A 20,082-nucleotide genomic window follows, 5' to 3' on the forward strand; every position below is an offset into this window, starting at 1 on the left:
TTTAAGGGTATGAATTCTCAGCAGTGTGTCATTATTGCAATTGCTGGCGCGTCAGCATCGGGCAAAAGTTTAATTGCCAAAACGATTTTTGACGAATTGCGCCGCGATTTAGGCACAGATCAAATTGGGGTAATTAATGAAGACGCGTACTATCGCGATCAGAGTCATTTATCCATGGATGAACGGGTATTAACGAATTACGATCATCCAAAAGCGCTGGACCATCAACTGTTGTGCACGCATTTACAGTTGCTCAAGTCTGGCGAAGCTGTTGATATCCCTTGTTATAGCTATACAGAACATACACGCACCGCAGAAACCTTAAAGATGACACCGAAAAAGGTGATCATTTTAGAAGGTATCTTATTGCTGACCGATCCTAAGCTACGTGCCCTGATGGACGCGAGTGTGTTTATGGACACGCCGCTGGACATTTGTTTCCTACGTCGCTTAACTCGTGATGTGGCCGAGCGGGGCCGTACTATGGAGTCTGTGATTTCACAGTACAAGAAAACCGTGCGTCCTATGTTCTTACAGTTTATCGAACCCTCGAAACAATACGCCGATATTATCGTTCCCCGTGGCGGCAAAAATCGTATTGCGACCGATATTTTAAAGACTCGTATCCAACATTTACTGGCAAAATAACGACATAAAAACTCAAGGAGTAATAGGCAAGATGCGCTTAACCGATATCGAAATTGAACAGGCCCTTGATAACGGCACTATCGTAATAGAACCTCGCCCAGGCATAGAAGCTATTTCAGGCGTCAGTGTTGATGTGCGCTTAGGTGGACAGTTTCGCGTCTTTAAAGATCATACCGCGCCTTTTATCGACTTGAGTGGTCCAAGTGCTGAGATGCAAGCGGCGCTCGATCGGGTGATGAGTGAGATTATCGAAATCCCCGATGGGGAAGCATTTTTCTTGCATCCTGGCGAATTGGCTTTGGCTGTGACTTACGAGAGCGTAACTTTACCTGCTGATATCGTCGGTTGGCTTGATGGCCGTTCGTCTCTAGCGCGTTTAGGCCTGATGGTACACGTAACGGCGCACCGTATCGATCCGGGTTGGCAAGGTAAAATTGTGCTCGAGTTTTATAACAGCGGCAAGTTGCCTTTAGCTTTGCGTCCACGCATGACTATAGGTGCGCTTAACTTTGAACGCTTAAATCATGCGGTTGCACGTCCTTATAACACCCGTAAGAGTGCCAAGTACAAAGATCAGCAAGAAGCGGTGGCTAGCCGTATCAGTCAGGACTAATACGCGTGTTCTGGGTGAATGGCGCATCGCAGGCAAGTGTCGACCCTTCCGATCGAGGGCTTGCCTACGGTGATGGTCTGTTTGCAACGATGCGAACGGACGCTGAGGGGATTATGTTTTTTGAAGCCCACCAAGCCCGTTTAACCGCAGGCGCCGCAAGGCTGGGATTTCAATGGCAAATGAGTGAAGCATTGCAACAGCAACTGAATACCTTAGCCATTGAATATCCTCATCATTGTATTAAGTTAATCGTTTCCCGTGGTGCTGGTGGCCGTGGCTATACACCGCCAGAAACGGTTAATCCTACTGAAATCGTCTCAGTTCATACTATCCCCGGCCATTATGCTCAGTGGCAGCAACAGGGTATTAGCCTTAAAACTTCGTCGGTACGATTGGGTTTGCAGCCTCTGTTGGCAGGGATGAAGCATTTAAATCGACTCGAACAAGTCTTAATAAAATCCCACCCTTTACCGCAGGGATTTGATGACTGGTTAGTCAAAGATATCGAGGAGAATGTGATTGAATCTTCGATGGCGAATGTGTTCTTTATCAAAGATAATCGCATTATCATGCCTTCATTAGCCCTGTGTGGCGTGGCGGGTGTGATGCGCGAACAGATAATGTTGGCCTTGCTTGAACAGAACATGAATATCGAATGTTTGCCCGTTGGCGCCGAGCGTTTAATCGAATTTGACTCAGCGTTTATCACTAACAGCGTTTTAGGGATTGTGGATGTACTGGCGATAGACTCGCTCAAGTTCACCCGTGCTCCGATTACCGCGCAACTTAGACAGACACTTTCACTCACTCTATGAAAAAAATCATTATTATCGCCAGTTCAGCCCTGTTGACCTTGCTAACCTTAGTCTGTTTGGGTGCCTTTTGGGGCTATCAAACGGTTGTCGAATACAGTCAAACGCCGCTGAGTCTCAGCGAGCCTAAAGAGTTGAAGGTTGAACGCGGCACCAGTGTAAATCAACTGGCGCAGCAACTTGCCGATGACGGCGTTATTCAAGATACGTGGAAACTCAAGTGGCTACTTAAGTTTCGTCCTGAGCTTGCCAAAATTCGCACGGGACTTTATGAAATATCACCTTCACAAACGATTACTGATTTACTCAATGATTTGATCGCTGGGAAAGTAAAAACCTTCAGTTTGACCTTAGTTGAAGGTAAAACTATTGTGGAATGGGAACAACAACTTACCAGTGCTCCGCATTTACAAATGTCACCAGAAGCATTTGCAGCTGTATTGATGGCAGAAGGCGATGATTCTGGTTTGCCTGAAGGAAAATTCTTCCCCGACACTTATCATTATACCGCCGAGGCGGATGCTAAAGTCATGCTGACTCAAAGCTATAAAATGATGGAGCAGGAGCTTGCCAAAGCGTGGGCAGAACGGGCGCCAAATTTGCCGTTAAAATCGCCCTATGAAATGCTGATTTTGGCATCGATAGTTGAGAAGGAAACCGGCCAAGCCCATGAGCGTGAGCAAATCGCCGGTGTATTTGTTAATCGTCTTAACCTAGGTATGCGTCTGCAAACCGATCCGACCGTTATTTACGGCATGGGTGATCGCTATAAGGGTAATATCACCCGCAAAGATTTAGTCGAAGAGGCGCCTTTTAATACTTATCGCATCTTTGGATTGCCGCCAACGCCGATAGCTGCACCGAGTAAAGCCTCATTGATGGCCGTGTCTAAGCCCGCCAGTGTGAGTTACCTTTATTTTGTATCGCGCAACGATGGCACCCATGTGTTTTCAACCACGCTTGAAGAACACAATCACGCCGTAGACGTCTATCAGCGTAAGATAAAACCAGCGACGCCAGAAAAATCACCAAAGTAAAAATGCAGAGAAAGAAAATCCAATGTCAGTTTTTGCAAAATTTATCGTTATTGAAGGTTTAGAAGGCGCAGGTAAGTCGAGTGCGATTAACCTTATTCGCGACTTTATTGAAAAGCATACGGGTAAAGCACCGATTTGCACCCGCGAACCGGGCGGTACACCATTGGCTGAACGTATCCGTGATTTAGTTAAGATTGCCGATGCGAACGATCCCCTGTGTGATGAGGCCGAGTGTTTACTCATTTATGCTGCCAGAGCTCAGTTGGTTGCTAATGTCATAAAGCCCGCGCTTGCGCAAGGGCAATGGGTATTGGGTGATAGACACAATCTATCGTCATTAGCTTATCAAGGTGGTGGCAGAGGGTTAATGCCGTTAGTGGAAGCGGTGAGCACTGCAACACTAAAGGGATTTAAACCCGATCTTACTTTGTACTTAGATTTAGATCCTAAGCTTGGGCTTACCCGTGCAGCTAAACGTGGTGAGCTTGATAGAATTGAGCAACAAGCGATTGATTTCTTTGAGCGCGCACGCGCTACATATCTCAAACTTGCCAGCGAAGACGACAGTATTGTGGTTATAGACGCGAGCCAAACTATGGCCGAAGTGCACAAAGATATCTTAGCCGTGCTTCAGGCGATGGTATGGTAGCCGAGTCCGGATTTACGGCTGAGCAATTACCTTGGCTCGAAGGGCCAAGACAGGCATTTTTAGCGCAATTAGCGCGTCAAAAAATACCTCACGCACAACTCGTGGGCATTGATTCAGCCTATGGCGGTGAGTTGCTGAGTGTGTTTATGGCGCGCGCGGCTATGTGTTTGCAGCCAACGCCTGTGGGCGCGTGCGGTTTTTGTAAGTCTTGTCAGCTCTATGATGCGGGCAATCATCCTGATTTTTATCATATCGCCGCCGATGGCAATCAAATTAAAGTCGATCAAATTCGTGAGCTGTGTACGCGTCTGACAGCCACCGCACAGCAAAGTGGCAGGCGTGTAGCGATTATCCACCACAGCGAGCGTCTTAACTCCGCAGCCGCGAACGCACTCCTTAAAACCCTTGAGGAGCCTGGTAAAGACACCTTACTGATTTTGCAGTCGGATACGCCTGCACGTTTGATGGCGACGGTTAGCAGTCGTTGTCAACGCATTCCTTTTGTTGTTCCTAGTCGAGAGGTCATCAAAAACTGGCTTGCCCAGCGATGTGGTATTCAAGAGGATGTAACTTGGTGTTTGAGTGTGGTGGGTGGGCCGTTAAAGTTGGCTGAGAGCTTGCAGTCTGAGGGGAGCCAACAGAGTCGGTATCAATCCTTGCTACAATTTCGCAAAGATTGGGCACAAAGTTTGTCGTCTGGTCATCTGTGTGCTAGTTTGTTAATAATAAGTGAACAACAAATAATTGATGTTCTTAAGGTTTTGTACCTACTTATACGACAGGTTTTACTGAAAAATAGCCATCAAGATGCGTTTGTTCATGCGCAGCTCGGGAATTTGGCGGCTAAGATCATGGGAATGTGTCATAGCTTAAGCACAATGCCGAGCGTCAATTATCTGGCCCTGTGTCAAAGTTATGTCTTAGAATATAGAGAGATAACAAATAAGTAATATGCCATGGTAGATCTCGTCGTTAATTTTGATACCTTACATCAGTTATATCGTGCCTATATGCCTTTTATTAAGCCGGCAGGATTATTTATTGCGACTAGTGAAAGTCATTATCTTGGCCAACCGCTGACGATTGCGTATCGTTTACCCGGCGCAACCCTCACTAATGAATTTCGTGGTGTTGTGGTGTGGATTAATCCCTTAGGAGCGTCGGGTGGCCGCCCTGTGGGGATTGGCATTAAAATTATTTCTGAGCCAGATAGCCATAAACACCATATCGAAAAGTTACTGTCCCGCGAACTCGCTTCTGGCGATCTAACCTGCACTATGTAAGTTGGCCCGCATTATTGCTCTGGTTTAAACGTTTGCTCACTGCCTAAACTGGCTATTTACTTCTGTTGAATTTGACCTCGATCTCTTGGCTGGGTATCCTTGTCGTCCTTTGTTACTCTGCTTGGAAATCCTTGTGCTTATTGATTCACACTGCCATCTCGATCGCCTCAAAGCGGCGCCTGATCAACAAACCTTAGAACAGATTCTTGCTAATGCTAAAGCTCGTGGCGTGGACTATATGTTGTGCGTGAATGTACGCCAGCAAGGATTTGAATTGATGCGAGATAAAGTTGCAGCCTTCGAACAGGTATTTTTGTCATCGGGTGTGCATCCATTTGACGTTAAAGAAGGCCTCGATGTTGAGCAAATCCGCCGCTTTGCCACCGATCCTAAAGTGGTCGCGATTGGTGAAACGGGGTTAGATTATTTTTATGCAGACGACACTAAGCTGTTGCAACAGCAATGTTTTGAGCAGCAGATTGCCCTTGCGGTAGAAGTGAATAAACCTTTAATTGTCCATACCCGTGATGCACGTGAAGATACGATCAATATGCTTAAGCAGGGCAACGCGGATAACGTTGGCGGCGTGCTGCATTGCTTTACCGAGAACTGGGAGATGGCGAAAGCGGCGATTGATCTTGGCTTTTATATTTCGGTTTCAGGCATAGTCACTTTTAAAAATGCGGGTGATCTACGAACCGTTATCCGTAAAGTGCCTCAGGATCGTCTGTTGGTTGAAACTGATTCGCCTTATTTGGCGCCGATCCCACACCGTGGACAAGAGAATCAGCCTGCCTATGTGCGCGATGTGGCTGAGTTTGTGGCAGAGCTTAGAGGTGAGCGTTACGAAGAGCTTGCTGAATACACCAGCAATAACTTCTTTAATTTATTCAAAGATGCAGCGCGTTTAGTTGGCCGTTAGCAGCAAGTGCTTTGACCCACGTTATGCGATTGCGTGATTGTTAGCGTACAGGCATAAAAAAAGGCCCAAAACGATTAAAGCTGTTTGGGCCTAGGGGAATGGCTCGTTGAAGAGCCGTGCGCTACAGGTGAAAGCGCCATGCAGTGCGCTTTACAATAGACTCAGTGTAGTCGAGCTTTTGCCCTAGAGTCGCGTTCACCTTCCCCTTTTTTAGGTTATTTATCGCTAAAAAACAGCAGAACTATAACGATTTTGTCTGTTCTGGTAGCAATAACACTTTATCTTTCACTAAGTCTCTGGGCAGGTTGTTTTTTAACTTATTGCCTAAATGTTTCGCCATGCCTAATGGTGCGCCGCCATAACAGACGATCACTTCACCTTGAGCTTTCACTGCGGTGTTTAGGGCAATATCTCGCCCCATCAAATACTCTTTCGCTTCAACATCGCTCACATCGACCGTTTTTGCAGTTGGGCTGAGCTGTTTTCCTGCTAATGCAATAATCGCTTCATGGCGGACTTTAAAGCCGTGTTTACTGTTATCGGCGAGTTTAATGCCAATACGCTGAAAGCGCATACGACCGATAAAAGCGTTGAATTCATGGGGAAATAGCCAGAATTCATCATCGCGAACCATGATGAGTTCGTCTGGTAAGCTGATACCTAAATCCTGCTGAAAATAGTCTTTTATCCCTTGGGCTTGTTTCGCTGATGCGGGCGTGAAGGGGAAGTTTTTCTGCAGTTTAGGCTCAGGCTGTAACCGTGGCACTGAGGCCGTTTTTGTCAATTTAGCGACAAAGAAACCTTCACTGTCGTAAATCTGTGGCCAGACATGTAAGAAGCCTTCGGGCGTTGTAGCTCGATCTGCACCATCAAATAAATCGCTTAAGGATTCAAATTGCACTGCATCGCCGTAGACTTGCTTTAAATACTCGCACACGCCTTGGTTTTCGAGGCGGTTTAAGGTGCAGGTTGAGTAGACCAAATTGCCACCGGGTTTCAGGGCGAGAAACGCCGATTCGATTAAGGCTTTTTGGGTTTCGCTAATCGCCAGCACATCGTCTAGGCTCCAGTGTTTTAGTGCATCGGCGTCTTTGCGCACTGTGCCTTCACCGCCACAGGGCGCATCGATAAGCACGGCATCAAAACTTTCGTACAGGTATTCGCCAAATACACGGCCATCGAAATGGGTGAGGGCGCAGTGGCTCGCGCCCATGCGCAGCACATTGGCGTGCAATACTTTCACGCGGCTCGCCGAATACTCATTAGCCACCAATAAGCCTTGGTTTCGCATCAATGCGGCCATTTGAGTGGTTTTTGAACCGGGTGCGGAGGCGAGATCGAGTACGCACTGCCAATGTGCATTCGGTGTAAAAAGTGCGGTCGGCGGCAACATAGAGCTGGCTTCTTGAATGTAGAATAGGCCCTGAATGTGCTCTAAGGCATTGCCGAGTTGTTCTTCTTCGTCGTAACTGATCCAAAATCCGTCTTCACACCAAGGAATAGGATCGAACGTCCAGCCCTTAGGTTGCATCAAGGTCTTAAAGTCGTCACTGCTGATTTTTAAGGTATTGACCCGAATTGAACGTCTAAGCGGCCTGTCGCAGGCGGCAATAAACTCGTCCATGGATAAATGGGCGGGGAGTTCTTGGGTGATTGTATCGATAAAATTTTGATTTAATTGGACCATTGATTTCATTGAACCATAGGAAAATAGACTGTGTATCAACTGGCGCGAGTATATCATAATCCCTTATTGGGTCTGAGATTTTATCCCAAGTGCCTCAGCCGTTATAGTGATTTGAGGTTTATGCACTGACGATTGCCGCAATAATGGAATGAGTCGCCATAAAGCTAGCACTCAGTAGCAATGAGCTAATAGAATAAAAACAAATAAAAATAAGGGGATTAGCGTGCTGAATCGTGTGTGGTTGGCTTTTTTTATCACAGCATTGCTTGCAATAGCAGTGCAGTTATTCAATGGACATATAGAAGTATTATCGGCTTCAGTCGCGGCATTATTTGCAAGTGCTAAGCTTGCCGCTGAAATTTCTCTTGGGCTGATTGGCGTGCTTTCCCTCTGGATGGGATTGATGCAGGTAGGAGAAAAAGCTGGCGTTGTCGGCGCTATTGCCTTTGTGTTTGAGCCATTACTGCGCCGTTTGATGCCTGAAGTGCCCAAGGGGCATCCGGCCTTTGGCAGTATCACAATGAATTTAACAGCGAATATCTTTGGGTTAGATAATGCCGCTACACCACTTGGTTTAAAGGCGATGCATGATTTACAGAGTTTAAATCCGCTAAAAACCGTGGCGACTAATGCGCAAATCTTATTTTTAGTACTCAATACTTCCTCTGTGACCTTAGTGCCTGTGACGGTATTCCTTTACCGTGCCCAGCAAGGTGCCGCTGCGCCTGCAGATATTTTCTTACCGATTTTACTGGCTACTTCGGCATCGACATTGGCGGGCTTGCTGGTTGTGGCGTTAGTGCAGCGAATTTCATTATTAAACTCAGTGGTGCTCGGTTATGGCGCCTTGATGCTCTCAGGGTTAGTGGCGAGTGGTTTTTATCTGATGACTTTAAGTGCTGAGGCCATTGGCACTGTGTCGACGGCAATGGGCAATGGTATTTTGCTGTTATTGGTATTTACCTTCGTGATTGTTGCGGGTATTCGCAAGGTGGCGGTTTATGATGAGTTTATTGATGGGGCGAAGGCGGGTTTTGCCCAATCTATCCAGTTGATCCCTTATTTGCTCGCCATGCTATTAGCGATTGGTTTACTGCGTGCATCCGGCGCCTTGGATTATCTGTTGCACTTGATTGCCACTGGTGTGCGGATATTGGGTTTTGATACGCGTTTTGTCGATGCTATGCCGACCGCACTGATGAAACCTTTTAGTGGCTCAGGCGCCAGAGCTATGATGCTTGAGACAATGGATCACCACGGAGTAGATTCCTTTGCGGGTCGATTAGCGGCGATTTTTCAGGGTAGTACTGAAACCACTTTCTATGTTCTCGCTGTGTATTTTGGTTCTGTGGGTATTCGCCATGGCCGTCACGCCTTAGCTTGCGGTTTAACCGCGGACTTTGCGGGGATCAGTGCCGCGATTGCTGTTTGCTATTGGTTTTATGGTTAACAGGATGGCAAGTGTCTTGAGCACCCTAGAATGTGCCAATAACAGTTCGAGAAGCTAAAAATAAATCAGGCGCATTATGCGCCTGATTTATTTGTAAGAGCTTTAATATTAGTGCGTTGGTGTAAGTATTTTGATGAAAAGAATTACTGGGCGGGCGCCCATTGCTGCCATTCGTTTTCGGCTTTGTGTTGCAATCTTAATACTGTTCCTGCTGCTAAACGATTATCCCCTTGAGTAGTGTCCTTAGTCGCCACATTGATGCCGCCAGCGAGTAAGGTTTCCAGTGAGCCCGCTTCGATTTGGGCACCAGAGAAGAGGCCTACATCGACTTTAATCCCCGAGGCATCCCAGAACTGACTGCTTTGATTCACTAAGTGACTGTACTGAGCCTCGATATGGGCCTGCATCAATACACTATTACCCTGTGTCGATAGGCTATAACCGTCGATTTGACCGACTTTAATCCCTCGGAAGAAGATAGGTGTGCCGACTTTCATTGAGCCTAGGCTAGTATCTTCTAGAATGAATTTCAGCGCATCTTCGGCAACATTGGCATAGCTGCTGGCAGCGAGGTTGGCAACAAACTGGGTCGCTTTTTGACTGCCCTTACCCGGTAAGACTCCTATGTAAGGACCTGTGATCAGCGTTTCTGGCGCTTTGATCCCCGCCAGAGAAATTTGTGCATCCACTAAATGATATTCACAGTCACTGCGGCTGAAATGTTCGGCATATTCCCCGTAGAGATATGCGCTAGCTGTGAGTGTATTGAGATCCGCATTGAGCTTCACCTGCGACACTTCACCCACTTGATGACCTTGATAGCGAATCGCGGCCTTGGCCGTAAGCTTGCTGGAGGCGGGTAACGTGAGGCGAATCGCCTGCGCCTGACTTAATGCCAACTGCTTGCTCTCATAGAGTTTTAACGGGGTTGTATTGCTCACTTTGTCATTGCTATCAAGCAGTCCCAGACTGATGCTGCCCTTTAATGCCCCTTGTAGCGGGGCAACGGCGACATCAATACCGGCAAGACTGGCACTGATATCCACGGCGCTGTTACGCCAGAATACTTTTGGCTTTTTCAGCAAGGGTTGAAACTGTTTGTCGATAGCGAGCTTGATAGCGAAGTCTTCGGTTTTGCTTTGCCAGTTCACTGAGTCAACTGTGCCAATTTGCATTTTTTTATAGTAAATCGGTGAGCCTTGGCTGACATCGGCGCCATCTTGACTGATTAACGTTAAATGCACTTGCTGCTGACGATCATAAAAAGCTGTCGCGGCATCCACAGAGCTAAAGAGGGTCAGAGCGCTGTTAGCAGCTAAAGGTGTGTCGCTGTGACCTTGGATCAAGCTAACTGCACCTTGAGTGAGCGTTGTAAAATCCCTTGCTTTGACTGATACACCGTCTAACGATGCGTTTACCGTTAATGCTGACTCAGGCACAAAATAGCTGTCGCTGCGAATTAGACTGGCAAACTCAGGTTGTAGCTCGAGTTGGTATTCCACCGCCGATAAATCTTTGGTTAACTTAACCGCAAGCACTGAACCAATGGGGATTTGCTTGAAGCGAACTTGGGCGCCCGCTGAAATGCCCATGTTTTCGGCTGAGGTTAAGGTCAAGAAACGCTTCTTCGATTGCAGTAAATCAGGTGCCTTTGATTGTAAGGCAAAGCTGCTTGGTACCGCGCTTTTGGTGTTGATGCCTGGCAGGAAGTTGATCACGCTACCTGTCAGTAAACGTTCTGGATTTTTAATGCCTGAGAGGGAAATATCAGCACCTTCAAGCCAAAACACCCCGTCGTTAGTTAACAGTGAACCGTATTGAGGTTCAAACTTAGCCACGGCTGTAACACCATTGGACGTGAGTTGTTTACTTAAAATACTGCCAATGTTCATGCCGCGATAAACGATGCGGGTACCTTTGTCGACACCGTTAGCGTCAGCCATGGTTAGGTTTATTTCTATGCCGCCAAGGGCGGTGGTTTCTGAATCATAAAGCGAAAAAACGTCACCGTTTTTAGCTATGTCTGCTTTATCGTCAGAGCTGAAACTCACGCCGCCAGCCAGAATGGACGCCAAACTCTCTGAACTGACTTTAACCCCAGTTAGTGAAGCATCAATTTTGACGCCAGAAACATTCCAAAAGTGAGAATTTTTCTTCACTAACCGCGCATATTGCTCTTGAATGAAAGCGCTGATAATGACCCTTTGATTGCCATCTAAACGATAGCTGACCACGCTACCCACGGGGATTTGGCGGAAAAATATTGGCGAGCCAACATCGAGCGAACCGAGTTTATCGGAGGTCAATTCGACCATCACACCTTCTGAGCCGATTTGCATCGGCGGCGGTTGGCGTTCTGCTTCAAAAAAGGTCGATGCATTGCCTTTCCCTGGTTGGATAGCAATATAGTTACCCGAAAACAGCGCATCTAAGCCTTCAACACCTGTAATACTTGCTTTAGGTGTGACAAGCCAGAAGAGGGTTTCTTTATTCAAGAAAGGCTTAGCGCGGTAGTCCATCATGACCTTGACGTTCACGCCTTTGAGATCTTCATCTATGCCAATGTCTTTCACTTTACCAACAGTCAAACCTTGGTATTTGACTAAGGTTTTACCTACATCAATCCCAGTGGCGCTCGGAAAGTGAATTTGAATTTCAACCCCCGATTCTTTAATGCTCTTAATGCCCAGCCAAGCACCTAATGCCAACGCGACAATAGGAAGCAGCCAAATGGGCGAAAAGAGTTTTTTCTTTACAACTTTCGGCGATTCAATTTGTGTCATCTTGAGGTTCCAATCGATCCCAGAGTAAACGAGTGTCTAAAACTTTTGCGGCTAACTGAGTTAACAGAATCACCAAGGCAAATGCGGTAGCCGCAGGCGCGGGTTTCGCGTCGAGTAATTGTCCCATGTTCACTAATGCCACTGTGATTGAGATGACAAATAAATCGAGCATTGACCAGCGGCCAATCCATTCGATGATGTGAAAACCCACCATCAATTTCTTTTTTGAAATCGGAATATCAAAGCTGATCGCACACAGATAAATGGATAAGCCGATGATTTTAATCCATGGTACTAAAATACTGGCGGTAAACACTATGATGGCAATAGGCAGCATATCTGAATGCACTAAATGCAAAATGCCTGAAAAAATGGTGTCGTGCCGCACTTGCCCTTGATTGGTCAGCATAGTGATAGGGTAAATGTTGGCTGGCACCAGTAAGATGGCAGCGGTAATCAACAAAGCCCAACTTTTTTGCAGGCTGGAATAGTCTCTGACGTGCAACTCAGTTTCACAGCGCTGACAGTGCGTGAGTTCACTGCTGTTGAGTTGGCGACACACTTTACAGAGACATAGGCCGATATCTTTACCTTGTTGTTTCATATCAGCTATGACCTTCCAATAACGTCCACATATGTTCTAAGTCGTATTCTCTTTGTAGAAACAAGGTCACGAGAAACAGCATAGTGAAGCAAAATGTGCCCATACCAAAATAAATGTCCGAAAAATCAGATAGCTGAAATGATGAAACTAAGAAGCTGATCACATAAATTTCCAGCATAGTGAGTTGCGATAAGACGCCATGAAATTTTAACAACTGCTTCAATGAGTTACGCCAAAAAAGGCTACTCAATCCCCATTTCACAATTAAAATCTGTGTCAATATCGATAACAGTAATAAGCCTGGACCTATCACAGCTGCGGCAAGTACGGCGACACCTACAACCCAATAGCCTTGGTCAAATACTGCAAATGCCCCTTGGAAAACCGTAGTAGTACGAATACTGCCGAAAAAGTGGATCTCGAGTACGGGTAAAAAATTGGCAGGGAAATAAAACACTAATGCCGAAATACATAGGGCTAACATACCATTCACAGAGCAGTATGGCGTGTCATAAAGTGCAGTGCTGCAACGAGGACAGATTGCTCTAACGCCGCTAGGCAAGGCACGTTTGCGGACTGCTAAATCGCAGGAGCGGCATAGGGTTACTGAATTTTCTGCTGCGTTTTCATGCATATAAAAATATATATTAGCCTAATAGGAGTAATAACAGCGAGAACGGTGCAAAGTGTCGTGCTAGTTAGCTGTTCAGCCACGTCTAGCGCTTTTATAATCTTGGCAACGAAAGTACGCTAATAATATCAGATTAATCAGAACACTTGCATCACAAGTTCAATCTATGTCACTCTAGTTACTGTATATAAAAACAGTGCGAGGGCAGTCATGGCAGTAATAACACAGTTTGTCGTGGTCAGAGAAGGGGTTGAAAAGATGACATTCACATCTAAGAAGGAGGCTGATGCCTACGATAAGATGCTCGATATCGCCGATAACCTTATCCCCTTCATTCAAAAAGCTGATTTGGGTATAGATGAAAGTGTGGGCGAAAAGCTCGCATTCTATTTTGCTAACAATAAAGATGAGCTGACGAACTTGCTTAAAGGCGCCGTTCAGGTTAATAGTACGCCAATGAATCCGCCTGCAGCGAAAAAAGCGGCTAAAAAGACCGAAGCAGCAGAATAAAATTGTTAGGAAATGTAATGAAATCGAAATTTTATGAGTCACTTAACCGTCAAGCCTTGGCCTTGTTGGAAGGGGAAGACGACCTTGTTGCGGCGATGGCGAATTTTTCAGCCTTGCTCAATGATAATTTAACTGAGCTGAACTGGGTGGGATTCTACGTTATGCGTGGCGAACAACTAGTATTAGGCCCGTTTCAAGGTAAAGTGGCTTGTACACGCATTCCGTTAGGAAAAGGTGTGTGTGGTACTGCAGCATTCACTAATCAAACTCAGCGAGTGGCTGATGTCCATCAATTTGATGGTCATATTGCCTGTGATTCTGCCAGTAATTCTGAAATCGTTGTGCCAGTTCGTGCGCAAGGTAACGTGGTTGCCGTGCTCGATATTGACAGTCCTATCTTCGATCGTTTCGATGAAGAAGACCAAAAGGGGCTGGAATTACTGGTTAAAAGTTTTGAAAACTGCCTATTTGATTAATTTGCGTACAATAACGCATAATTCATAGTCGCAATCGGTGGCGTGCGCCTTATAATATGCGCTTGCACGCATTAAGCTGGTTTGATTGGCATGCAATGAATAAGCTTAGTGTTTTGAGCTGTCAAAATTTGTTAAGGTATATTTTTTAACTTTAGTAAACGCGGCTAGGATGCTAATTTGTACGTTGACTCAATATTGAGTTTAACGAAGATAAACGACATGTAAGAAGCTGATATATATCACCTCGAATCGATGTCCCTTTTTGACTGTGGAAGTAATGATGGAATCAACAGAAAAGTTGACCGACACCAATGCAATTTTGGCGTATTTGTATGAAACATTTCCTTTGTGCTTTATTGCTGAAGGTGAAACTAAGCCATTAAAAATCGGATTGTTTCAAGATTTGGCTGAAAGGTTGGCTGATGATTCTAAAGTCAGTAAAACTCAGCTCAGAGTTGCCTTGAGACGTTACACCAGCAGCTGGCGCTATTTAAAGTGCGTTAAAGCGGGCGCACAACGCGTAAACCTGGATGGCGAACCTTGCGGCGAGTTAGAGCAAGAGCACATTGATCATGCTCAAGCCATGTTGAAAGAGAGTCAGGATAAGGCCAAAGCGAAACGTGCAGCACTTGCACCTAAGCCCGCGGCGAAGAAAGCACCTAAAAAGGTGGCTGTTCCTCAGCGTCCTAAAACTGAGCGTCCTGCTAAGCCTGCGCCAAAAGCTGCAGCGCCAGTCGTCAATTATGTTCAAGCACAATTGACTGATTTAACGAAAAAACAACGCGTCAATGTTAAATTAGGTATGACACCCGTAGCCGGTGTGATTACTGACATTAACAAGGAAGATATTCATGTTCAGCTTGATAGTGGCCTAACGATTAAAGTTAGAGCAGAACATATCCTGCTGTAATCATTTATTAAAACGGAGTAACTTGTTGATGCGAAAACTCACTTTGGCTACCTCGATCGCCACTGTTTTTGTCGGATTTTCGGCTTGGGCCGTACCACCCACGATTCAAATCAGCGAGTTACCCACTCTCAAGCAGGAAGCGCAACATAAGGTTGCGAGCAAAAGGGTAACGGACTTATACACTCGTTCGCACTATCATAGATTCAATCTTGATGACGCCTTTTCTGCGCAAATTTTCGATCGTTATCTACAGCAGTTAGACTATCGCCGCAATGTGTTAACCCAAGCGGATGTCGATAGTTTTAAACCTTATGCTACCCAATTCGATGACATGCTCAGTTCTGGTGAACTTGAGCCTGCCTATAAAATGTTTGATATCGTCCAAAAGCGCCGCTATGAAGGCTTTGTCTATGCTTTATCTCTATTAGATAAAGAGATGGATTTTTCTGCGCCCGGTGATGCCTATGAGTACGACCGCGATGAGGCCGCATGGCCAAAAGACCAGACAGAAATTAATGAGTTATGGCGTCAACGTGTTAAATACGATGCACTAAATCTTAAACTCACAGGTAAGAAATGGCCTGAGATTGTTGATATCCTCCAAAAGCGTTACAACAACGCGATTAAACGGTTGATTCAAACTAACAGTGAAGACGTGTTCCAAGGCGTGATGAATGCCTTCTCGCGTAGCATTGAGCCACATACAAGTTACCTTTCACCACGCAATGCTGAACGTTTCCAAATGGAAATGAACTTGAGCCTTGAAGGTATTGGTGCTCAACTGCAACTCGAAGACGATTACACTGTCATTAAAAGTTTAATTACTGGCGGTCCTGCTGCGGGCAGTGAAAAACTGTCGCCGGAAGACAAGATTGTCGGTGTCGGTCAAGAAGGCGGCGAGATTGTTGATGTGATTGGCTGGCGTTTAGACGACGTGGTCGACCTGATTAAAGGTCCTAAGGGCAGTAAAGTTGTTCTGCAAATTTTACCGAAGAAAGGCGGTTCCAATGCGAAGCCATTCGACGTTACCTTAGTTCGCGACAAAATTCGTCTTGAAGACAGAGCTGCAACCTCTAAGGTGATTGAACCTAAAGACGGTGAGTATGCTAATCGCAAAGTCGGTGTGATCCAAATTCCTGGTTTTTATATGAATTTGTCGCAGGACGTTGAAAAAGAGCTCGTGAAGTTAAACGACGCCAAAGTAGAAGGCATAGTCATCGACCTTAGAGGTAACGGTGGTGGTGCATTAACGGAAGCCGTGCTACTGACGGGACTTTTTATCGATATGGGCCCTGTAGTACAAATTCGTGATGCCGATGGACGAGTGTCTGCGCATCGTGATAACGACGGTAAAACCAGTTACGCTGGACCATTGACTGTGATGGTTGACCGTTACAGTGCTTCAGCCTCTGAAATTTTTGCTGCCGCATTGCAAGATTATGACCGTGCACTGATCGTCGGTGAGTCGAGTTTTGGGAAAGGTACAGTACAGCAGCATAAGAGCCTAGGCCGTATCTACGACATGTATGAGAAGCCAATTGGCCATGTGCAGTATACGATTCAAAAGTTCTACCGTATTAATGGTGGTAGTACACAGATTAAAGGTGTGACCCCCAACATTGCTTACCCAAGTGCGTTGGAGCCGGGCGAGTACGGTGAAGCTGAAGAGAAAAATGCTTTACCTTGGGATAAAGTGCCTATGGCGCAATATGGTACGCTTAATGATGTTACGCCTGAGTTAGTGACTAGCCTTGAATCTAAGCACCTTAACCGTATAAAAAATAGCGTAGAGTTTGCCTATATCAATCAAGATATTGCCGACTTTAAAAAGCATCACAAAGAGAAAACTGTATCTCTGGTTGAAAGTGAGCGTATTGCTTCCCGCGAAGCCGATGAGAAAAAAGTCCTCGACAGAACAAACGAGCGTCGAGTCGCCAATGGTTTAGCACCGGTTAAATCAATGGAAGACATTAAAGACGACGCTGAATTGCCAGATGCATTTTTAGACGAAACCGCTTATATCACCTTAGATATGGCTGATGTGCAAAAAATGGCTAAAACTAGGGCTAAGTAGGCGCTAGTCGAGTCGATTTATCCGATATCAAAACGCGCTTATGGCGCGTTTTTTCTTATTTAGATCAGCGTTAAAGGGATCGAAATGACACAAGCTCAAGCAAAATACTTAAAAGATTATCAAGCGCCACTTTTTACGATAGAGACTATCGATTTAGCTTTTAATTTGGCAGGCAATGAAACCCAAGTGCAGGCGATCAGTCGTATAAAACGCACTTCAAAACATGCACAAGCCTTAGTGTTGGATGGCGAAGATTTGACCGTTGTTTCGCTGACTGTTAATGGTGATGCTGTGCCTTACCATGTAAGTGCGGGTCAATTAGTTCTAGAAACTGAGCTTGATGAGTTTGAGCTGAACATTATCACTAAGCTCGATCCAGAAGCTAATTCGAGCCTTGAAGGGCTCTATATGTCCGATGGCGCCTACTGCACGCAATGCGAGGCAGAGGGCTTTCGACGTATCACTTATTTCCTTGATCGCCCTGATGTATTAGCTAAATACACTGTTCGTATCGAAGCCGATAGAGCCGCATTCCCGTTTTTACTGAGTAACGGTAATTTGATTGATCAAGGTGAGTTAGATGACGGACGCCATTATGTTTGCTGGCAAGATCCATTTCCAAAACCAGCGTATTTATTTGCATTAGTCGCTGGCGATTTTGATCTATTGCAAGATGAGTTCATTACTCGCAGTCGCCGTAAAGTGATCCTGCAAGTGTTCGTTGATAAAGGTAATTTACATAAAGCACACCATGCGATGGCATCACTTAAGAAATCCATGGCATGGGATGAGAGCCGTTTTGATCTTGAGTATGATTTAGATATTTACATGATAGTGGCCGTCGACTTTTTCAATATGGGTGCGATGGAAAACAAAGGCTTAAATATCTTTAACACTAAATATGTGCTCGCAGATACCTTAACGGCCACCGACGAGGATTATCACGGCATTGAATCGGTTGTAGGCCATGAGTATTTCCATAATTGGACAGGAAACCGCGTAACGTGCCGCGATTGGTTCCAGTTAAGTTTGAAAGAAGGCTTAACGGTTTTTCGCGATCAAGAATTTAGCTCAGATTTAGGCTCTCGTGCTGTGAATCGAATTCACGCAATTAAAGTGATAAAAAATCAGCAGTTTGCAGAAGATTCTGGCCCTATGTCCCATCCTATTCGTCCAGAATCCGTCATTGAGATGAATAATTTCTACACTGTGACTGTGTATAACAAGGGCGCTGAAGTCATCCGCATGATGCACACTTTGCTCGGCGAAGAAAAGTTTCAGGCGGGAATGAAACTGTATTTTAAACGCCACGACGGCCAAGCTGTCACCTGTGATGATTTTGTGGCGGCAATGGAAGATGCCAGCGGAGTGGATTTAACCCAATTCCGTTTATGGTATAGCCAAGCCGGTACGCCGATTGTGACTGCGATGGACAGTTTTGATGCGCAAACGGGCGTTTATCAATTGACCCTTAAACAAAGTCTAGCGAACTGTGCATCACCGCTGCATATTCCGTTTAGCTTAGAGCTCTTAGATGCAAAGGGCCATTCTTTAGTGAATGAAATTCTCGATTTTACTCAAGCTGAACAAGTGTTTAGCTTTGATGGATTCACTCATAAACCCGTCGCTTCGTTATTGCAAAACTTTTCCGCGCCCGTCAAATTACAATATCGATTCAATGTGGATCAACTCGTTCACTTGATGCGTTTTGCTAGCAGCGAAGTGGCGCGTTGGGAAGCTTCTGTGACCTTAGTGAGCCAAGCTATTTGGCAAAATGTGGCGAGTTTACAACAGCAACAAGCTATGGCTCTCGATCCCCGTGTGCGCGATAGTTTTAAAGGTGTGTTGTTAGACACTGAGCTTGATCCGGCATTGATCGCCGAAATATTAGCGATACCTACGGCTTCGGCTTTGATTGAGCAAACAGAGAATGTTGATCTAGATGCGTTAGCTTTAGCACGTGAATTTGTACTAATAGAGCTCGCTTCACATAGTGAAGATGAATTGATTGCGCTATATCGTTCTTTAGTCGCAGTAGAGAGTACGCAGGCAAGAGCCCTTAAAAATCAGTGTTTAACTTGGTTAGCTCGGGTGTCGGATGAGGCTGAGGGGTTAGTGATTTCTCAGTTCGATAACGCCAGTAATATGACGGATTCTCTTGGTGCGTTGACGGCAGCCAATGTTGGGAATTTACCTTGTCGTGATGAACTGATGACGACATTTGAGCTACGTTGGCAGGATACACCATTGGTGATGGATAAATGGTTTATGTTGCAAGCGACCCGTGATGCAGATGATGTGATTGAGTGTTTGCGTCAGTTGCAGCAACACAAGTGCTTTAGTATGAGCAATCCAAACCGAGTGCGTGCTTTAGTGGGCAGTTTTGCTGCCGGTAATATTTATCAATTCCACCATAGAGACGGTAAGGGTTATGCTTTCTTAACCGAATGCTTAATGACCCTTAATAAGCTCAATCCGCAGGTTGCGGCCCGTATGGTGACGCCATTGATCCAGTATCATAAATTCGACTTAGGCCGCCAAACCTTGATAAAAGCCTGTTTAGGGCAACTTTTGGCTTTGCCTGACTTATCTAAGGATATGTACGAAAAAGTCTCTAAAGCATTGGCAAAATAGCAGTTTGTAGGAGGAGGGCAGCAGTCTGTACTGCCCTGATATTATGGAACTGTATTTCAAACTATCGATCAGTTATCGAGATTTCTTACCTTATTATCAAGGGCTTGCCGATAAAGTTGAGGTTCGTGAAACTCAAGGGCGGATTTTGTGGATTAATGGCCGTCATTTTAGGCGTTTTTTAACCGAAAATGGCATTCAAGGCTATTTCAAATTGGTTTTAGATGACAAGGGACAATTTGTTTCATTAAATCGAGTTTAGTCTTAATTTGTTTATCTTTACTTAGAGCAATTACTTTAAACGGTCGGCTGATTACTAAGCTCGCTTTGTGATATTTTATTTTTAAATATGTTAATGAATT

Annotated in this window: 19 protein-coding genes; 15 read left to right on the forward strand and 4 right to left on the reverse strand. The window is 45.4% G+C overall.

What is annotated here, in order from left to right; all coding sequences use genetic code 11:
• The first annotated feature begins 9 nt into the window (after positions 1-9).
• The 8 genes from udk (at position 10) to RA178_RS10250 (ending at position 5,964) form a co-directional block, all read left to right on the forward strand.
• Entirely contained in the window at positions 10-648 is a 639-nt protein-coding gene (gene udk / locus RA178_RS10215; protein WP_028759746.1) for a uridine kinase, read from the forward strand.
• A gap of 31 nt (positions 649-679) precedes the next feature.
• Positions 680-1,261: a dCTP deaminase gene (gene dcd / locus RA178_RS10220; RefSeq protein ID WP_028759747.1), complete on the forward strand. Its 582-nt coding sequence runs from the start codon at positions 680-682 to the stop codon at positions 1,259-1,261.
• Positions 1,262-1,266: 5 nt separating this feature from the next.
• Positions 1,267-2,076 carry an aminodeoxychorismate lyase gene (pabC, locus tag RA178_RS10225; protein WP_306685285.1) on the forward strand — a complete coding sequence of 270 codons (810 nt, stop codon included), beginning with the start codon at positions 1,267-1,269 and terminating at the stop codon, positions 2,074-2,076.
• On the forward strand, positions 2,073-3,110 hold the full coding sequence (gene mltG / locus RA178_RS10230) for an endolytic transglycosylase MltG (RefSeq protein ID WP_306685286.1): 1,038 nt from the start codon (positions 2,073-2,075) through the stop codon (positions 3,108-3,110). Before pabC ends, mltG begins: the two co-directional genes overlap by 4 nt.
• Positions 3,111-3,132: 22 nt before the next feature.
• Positions 3,133-3,759 (forward strand): dTMP kinase, encoded by a 627-nt coding sequence (gene tmk / locus RA178_RS10235; RefSeq protein WP_028759750.1) that lies wholly within the window; start codon positions 3,133-3,135, stop codon positions 3,757-3,759.
• Complete coding sequence (holB, locus tag RA178_RS10240; RefSeq protein WP_173244537.1) at positions 3,753-4,709, forward strand: DNA polymerase III subunit delta'; 957 nt, start codon at positions 3,753-3,755, stop codon at positions 4,707-4,709. Before tmk ends, holB begins: the two co-directional genes overlap by 7 nt.
• Positions 4,710-4,715: 6 nt before the next feature.
• On the forward strand, positions 4,716-5,042 hold the full coding sequence (locus RA178_RS10245; protein ID WP_028759752.1) for a PilZ domain-containing protein: 327 nt from the start codon (positions 4,716-4,718) through the stop codon (positions 5,040-5,042).
• Positions 5,043-5,175: 133 nt separating this feature from the next.
• Positions 5,176-5,964, forward strand: coding sequence for a TatD family hydrolase (locus RA178_RS10250; protein WP_306685287.1), 789 nt, complete (start codon positions 5,176-5,178; stop codon positions 5,962-5,964).
• A 241-nt stretch (positions 5,965-6,205) separates the two neighbouring features.
• Here RA178_RS10250 and rsmF read toward each other — a convergent pair whose 3' ends face one another.
• Positions 6,206-7,651 (reverse strand): 16S rRNA (cytosine(1407)-C(5))-methyltransferase RsmF, encoded by a 1,446-nt coding sequence (rsmF, locus tag RA178_RS10255; RefSeq protein ID WP_306685288.1) that lies wholly within the window; start codon positions 7,649-7,651, stop codon positions 6,206-6,208.
• Between the two features lie 223 nt (positions 7,652-7,874).
• Between rsmF and RA178_RS10260 the strand changes: the two genes are divergently transcribed.
• Entirely contained in the window at positions 7,875-9,101 is a 1,227-nt protein-coding gene (locus RA178_RS10260) for a spore maturation protein (RefSeq protein ID WP_212600209.1), read from the forward strand.
• A 143-nt stretch (positions 9,102-9,244) separates the two neighbouring features.
• Here the strand turns inward: RA178_RS10260 and RA178_RS10265 are convergent, their stop codons facing one another.
• From RA178_RS10265 to RA178_RS10275, 3 genes are read right to left on the reverse strand one after another with little or no spacing between them, the layout of a single operon-like run.
• Positions 9,245-11,884 (reverse strand): PqiB family protein, encoded by a 2,640-nt coding sequence (locus RA178_RS10265; RefSeq protein WP_306685289.1) that lies wholly within the window; start codon positions 11,882-11,884, stop codon positions 9,245-9,247.
• On the reverse strand, positions 11,871-12,488 hold the full coding sequence (locus RA178_RS10270) for a paraquat-inducible protein A (protein ID WP_105252657.1): 618 nt from the start codon (positions 12,486-12,488) through the stop codon (positions 11,871-11,873). The genes RA178_RS10265 and RA178_RS10270 overlap by 14 nt, the downstream gene beginning before the upstream one ends.
• Position 12,489: 1 nt before the next feature.
• On the reverse strand, positions 12,490-13,122 hold the full coding sequence (locus tag RA178_RS10275) for a paraquat-inducible protein A (protein ID WP_028759758.1): 633 nt from the start codon (positions 13,120-13,122) through the stop codon (positions 12,490-12,492).
• A 207-nt stretch (positions 13,123-13,329) separates the two neighbouring features.
• Between RA178_RS10275 and RA178_RS10280 the strand changes: the two genes are divergently transcribed.
• The 6 genes from RA178_RS10280 (at position 13,330) to RA178_RS10305 (ending at position 19,982) form a co-directional block, all read left to right on the forward strand.
• Positions 13,330-13,629 (forward strand): YebG family protein, encoded by a 300-nt coding sequence (locus RA178_RS10280; RefSeq protein WP_028759759.1) that lies wholly within the window; start codon positions 13,330-13,332, stop codon positions 13,627-13,629.
• A 17-nt stretch (positions 13,630-13,646) separates the two neighbouring features.
• Positions 13,647-14,105 carry a free L-methionine (R)-S-oxide reductase MsrC gene (gene msrC / locus RA178_RS10285; RefSeq protein ID WP_028759760.1) on the forward strand — a complete coding sequence of 153 codons (459 nt, stop codon included), beginning with the start codon at positions 13,647-13,649 and terminating at the stop codon, positions 14,103-14,105.
• 280 nt (positions 14,106-14,385) lie between these two features.
• Positions 14,386-15,015, forward strand: coding sequence for an RNA chaperone ProQ (gene proQ / locus RA178_RS10290; protein ID WP_028759761.1), 630 nt, complete (start codon positions 14,386-14,388; stop codon positions 15,013-15,015).
• 28 nt (positions 15,016-15,043) lie between these two features.
• The gene (prc, locus tag RA178_RS10295) at positions 15,044-17,089 is read left to right on the forward strand and encodes a carboxy terminal-processing peptidase (protein WP_306685290.1); all 2,046 of its coding nucleotides are present in this window, start codon (positions 15,044-15,046) and stop codon (positions 17,087-17,089) included.
• An 84-nt stretch (positions 17,090-17,173) separates the two neighbouring features.
• Positions 17,174-19,723: an aminopeptidase N gene (gene pepN, locus RA178_RS10300; protein ID WP_306685291.1), complete on the forward strand. Its 2,550-nt coding sequence runs from the start codon at positions 17,174-17,176 to the stop codon at positions 19,721-19,723.
• A gap of 43 nt (positions 19,724-19,766) precedes the next feature.
• On the forward strand, positions 19,767-19,982 hold the full coding sequence (locus tag RA178_RS10305) for a DUF2835 domain-containing protein (RefSeq protein WP_028759764.1): 216 nt from the start codon (positions 19,767-19,769) through the stop codon (positions 19,980-19,982).
• Positions 19,983-20,082 lie beyond the last annotated feature (100 nt).

This window comes from Shewanella oncorhynchi (genome assembly GCF_030848765.1).
GTDB lineage: Bacteria > Pseudomonadota > Gammaproteobacteria > Enterobacterales > Shewanellaceae > Shewanella > Shewanella oncorhynchi.

What these genes read in the sequence shown, in the direction of transcription:
- udk (WP_028759746.1), top strand. Translation starts at nt 10, where the DNA reads ATGAATTCTCAGCAGTGTGTCATTATTGCAATTGCTGGCGCGTCAGCA.
- dcd (WP_028759747.1), top strand. Translation starts at nt 680, where the DNA reads ATGCGCTTAACCGATATCGAAATTGAACAGGCCCTTGATAACGGCACT.
- mltG (WP_306685286.1), top strand. Translation starts at nt 2,073, where the DNA reads ATGAAAAAAATCATTATTATCGCCAGTTCAGCCCTGTTGACCTTGCTA.
- tmk (WP_028759750.1), top strand. Translation starts at nt 3,133, where the DNA reads ATGTCAGTTTTTGCAAAATTTATCGTTATTGAAGGTTTAGAAGGCGCA.
- holB (WP_173244537.1), top strand. Translation starts at nt 3,753, where the DNA reads ATGGTAGCCGAGTCCGGATTTACGGCTGAGCAATTACCTTGGCTCGAA.
- RA178_RS10245 (WP_028759752.1), top strand. Translation starts at nt 4,716, where the DNA reads ATGGTAGATCTCGTCGTTAATTTTGATACCTTACATCAGTTATATCGT.
- rsmF (WP_306685288.1), bottom strand. Translation starts at nt 7,651, where the DNA reads ATGGTCCAATTAAATCAAAATTTTATCGATACAATCACCCAAGAACTC.
- RA178_RS10265 (WP_306685289.1), bottom strand. Translation starts at nt 11,884, where the DNA reads ATGACACAAATTGAATCGCCGAAAGTTGTAAAGAAAAAACTCTTTTCG.
- RA178_RS10270 (WP_105252657.1), bottom strand. Translation starts at nt 12,488, where the DNA reads ATGAAACAACAAGGTAAAGATATCGGCCTATGTCTCTGTAAAGTGTGT.
- RA178_RS10275 (WP_028759758.1), bottom strand. Translation starts at nt 13,122, where the DNA reads ATGCATGAAAACGCAGCAGAAAATTCAGTAACCCTATGCCGCTCCTGC.
- RA178_RS10280 (WP_028759759.1), top strand. Translation starts at nt 13,330, where the DNA reads ATGGCAGTAATAACACAGTTTGTCGTGGTCAGAGAAGGGGTTGAAAAG.
- msrC (WP_028759760.1), top strand. Translation starts at nt 13,647, where the DNA reads ATGAAATCGAAATTTTATGAGTCACTTAACCGTCAAGCCTTGGCCTTG.
- proQ (WP_028759761.1), top strand. Translation starts at nt 14,386, where the DNA reads ATGGAATCAACAGAAAAGTTGACCGACACCAATGCAATTTTGGCGTAT.
- prc (WP_306685290.1), top strand. Translation starts at nt 15,044, where the DNA reads ATGCGAAAACTCACTTTGGCTACCTCGATCGCCACTGTTTTTGTCGGA.
- pepN (WP_306685291.1), top strand. Translation starts at nt 17,174, where the DNA reads ATGACACAAGCTCAAGCAAAATACTTAAAAGATTATCAAGCGCCACTT.
- RA178_RS10305 (WP_028759764.1), top strand. Translation starts at nt 19,767, where the DNA reads ATGGAACTGTATTTCAAACTATCGATCAGTTATCGAGATTTCTTACCT.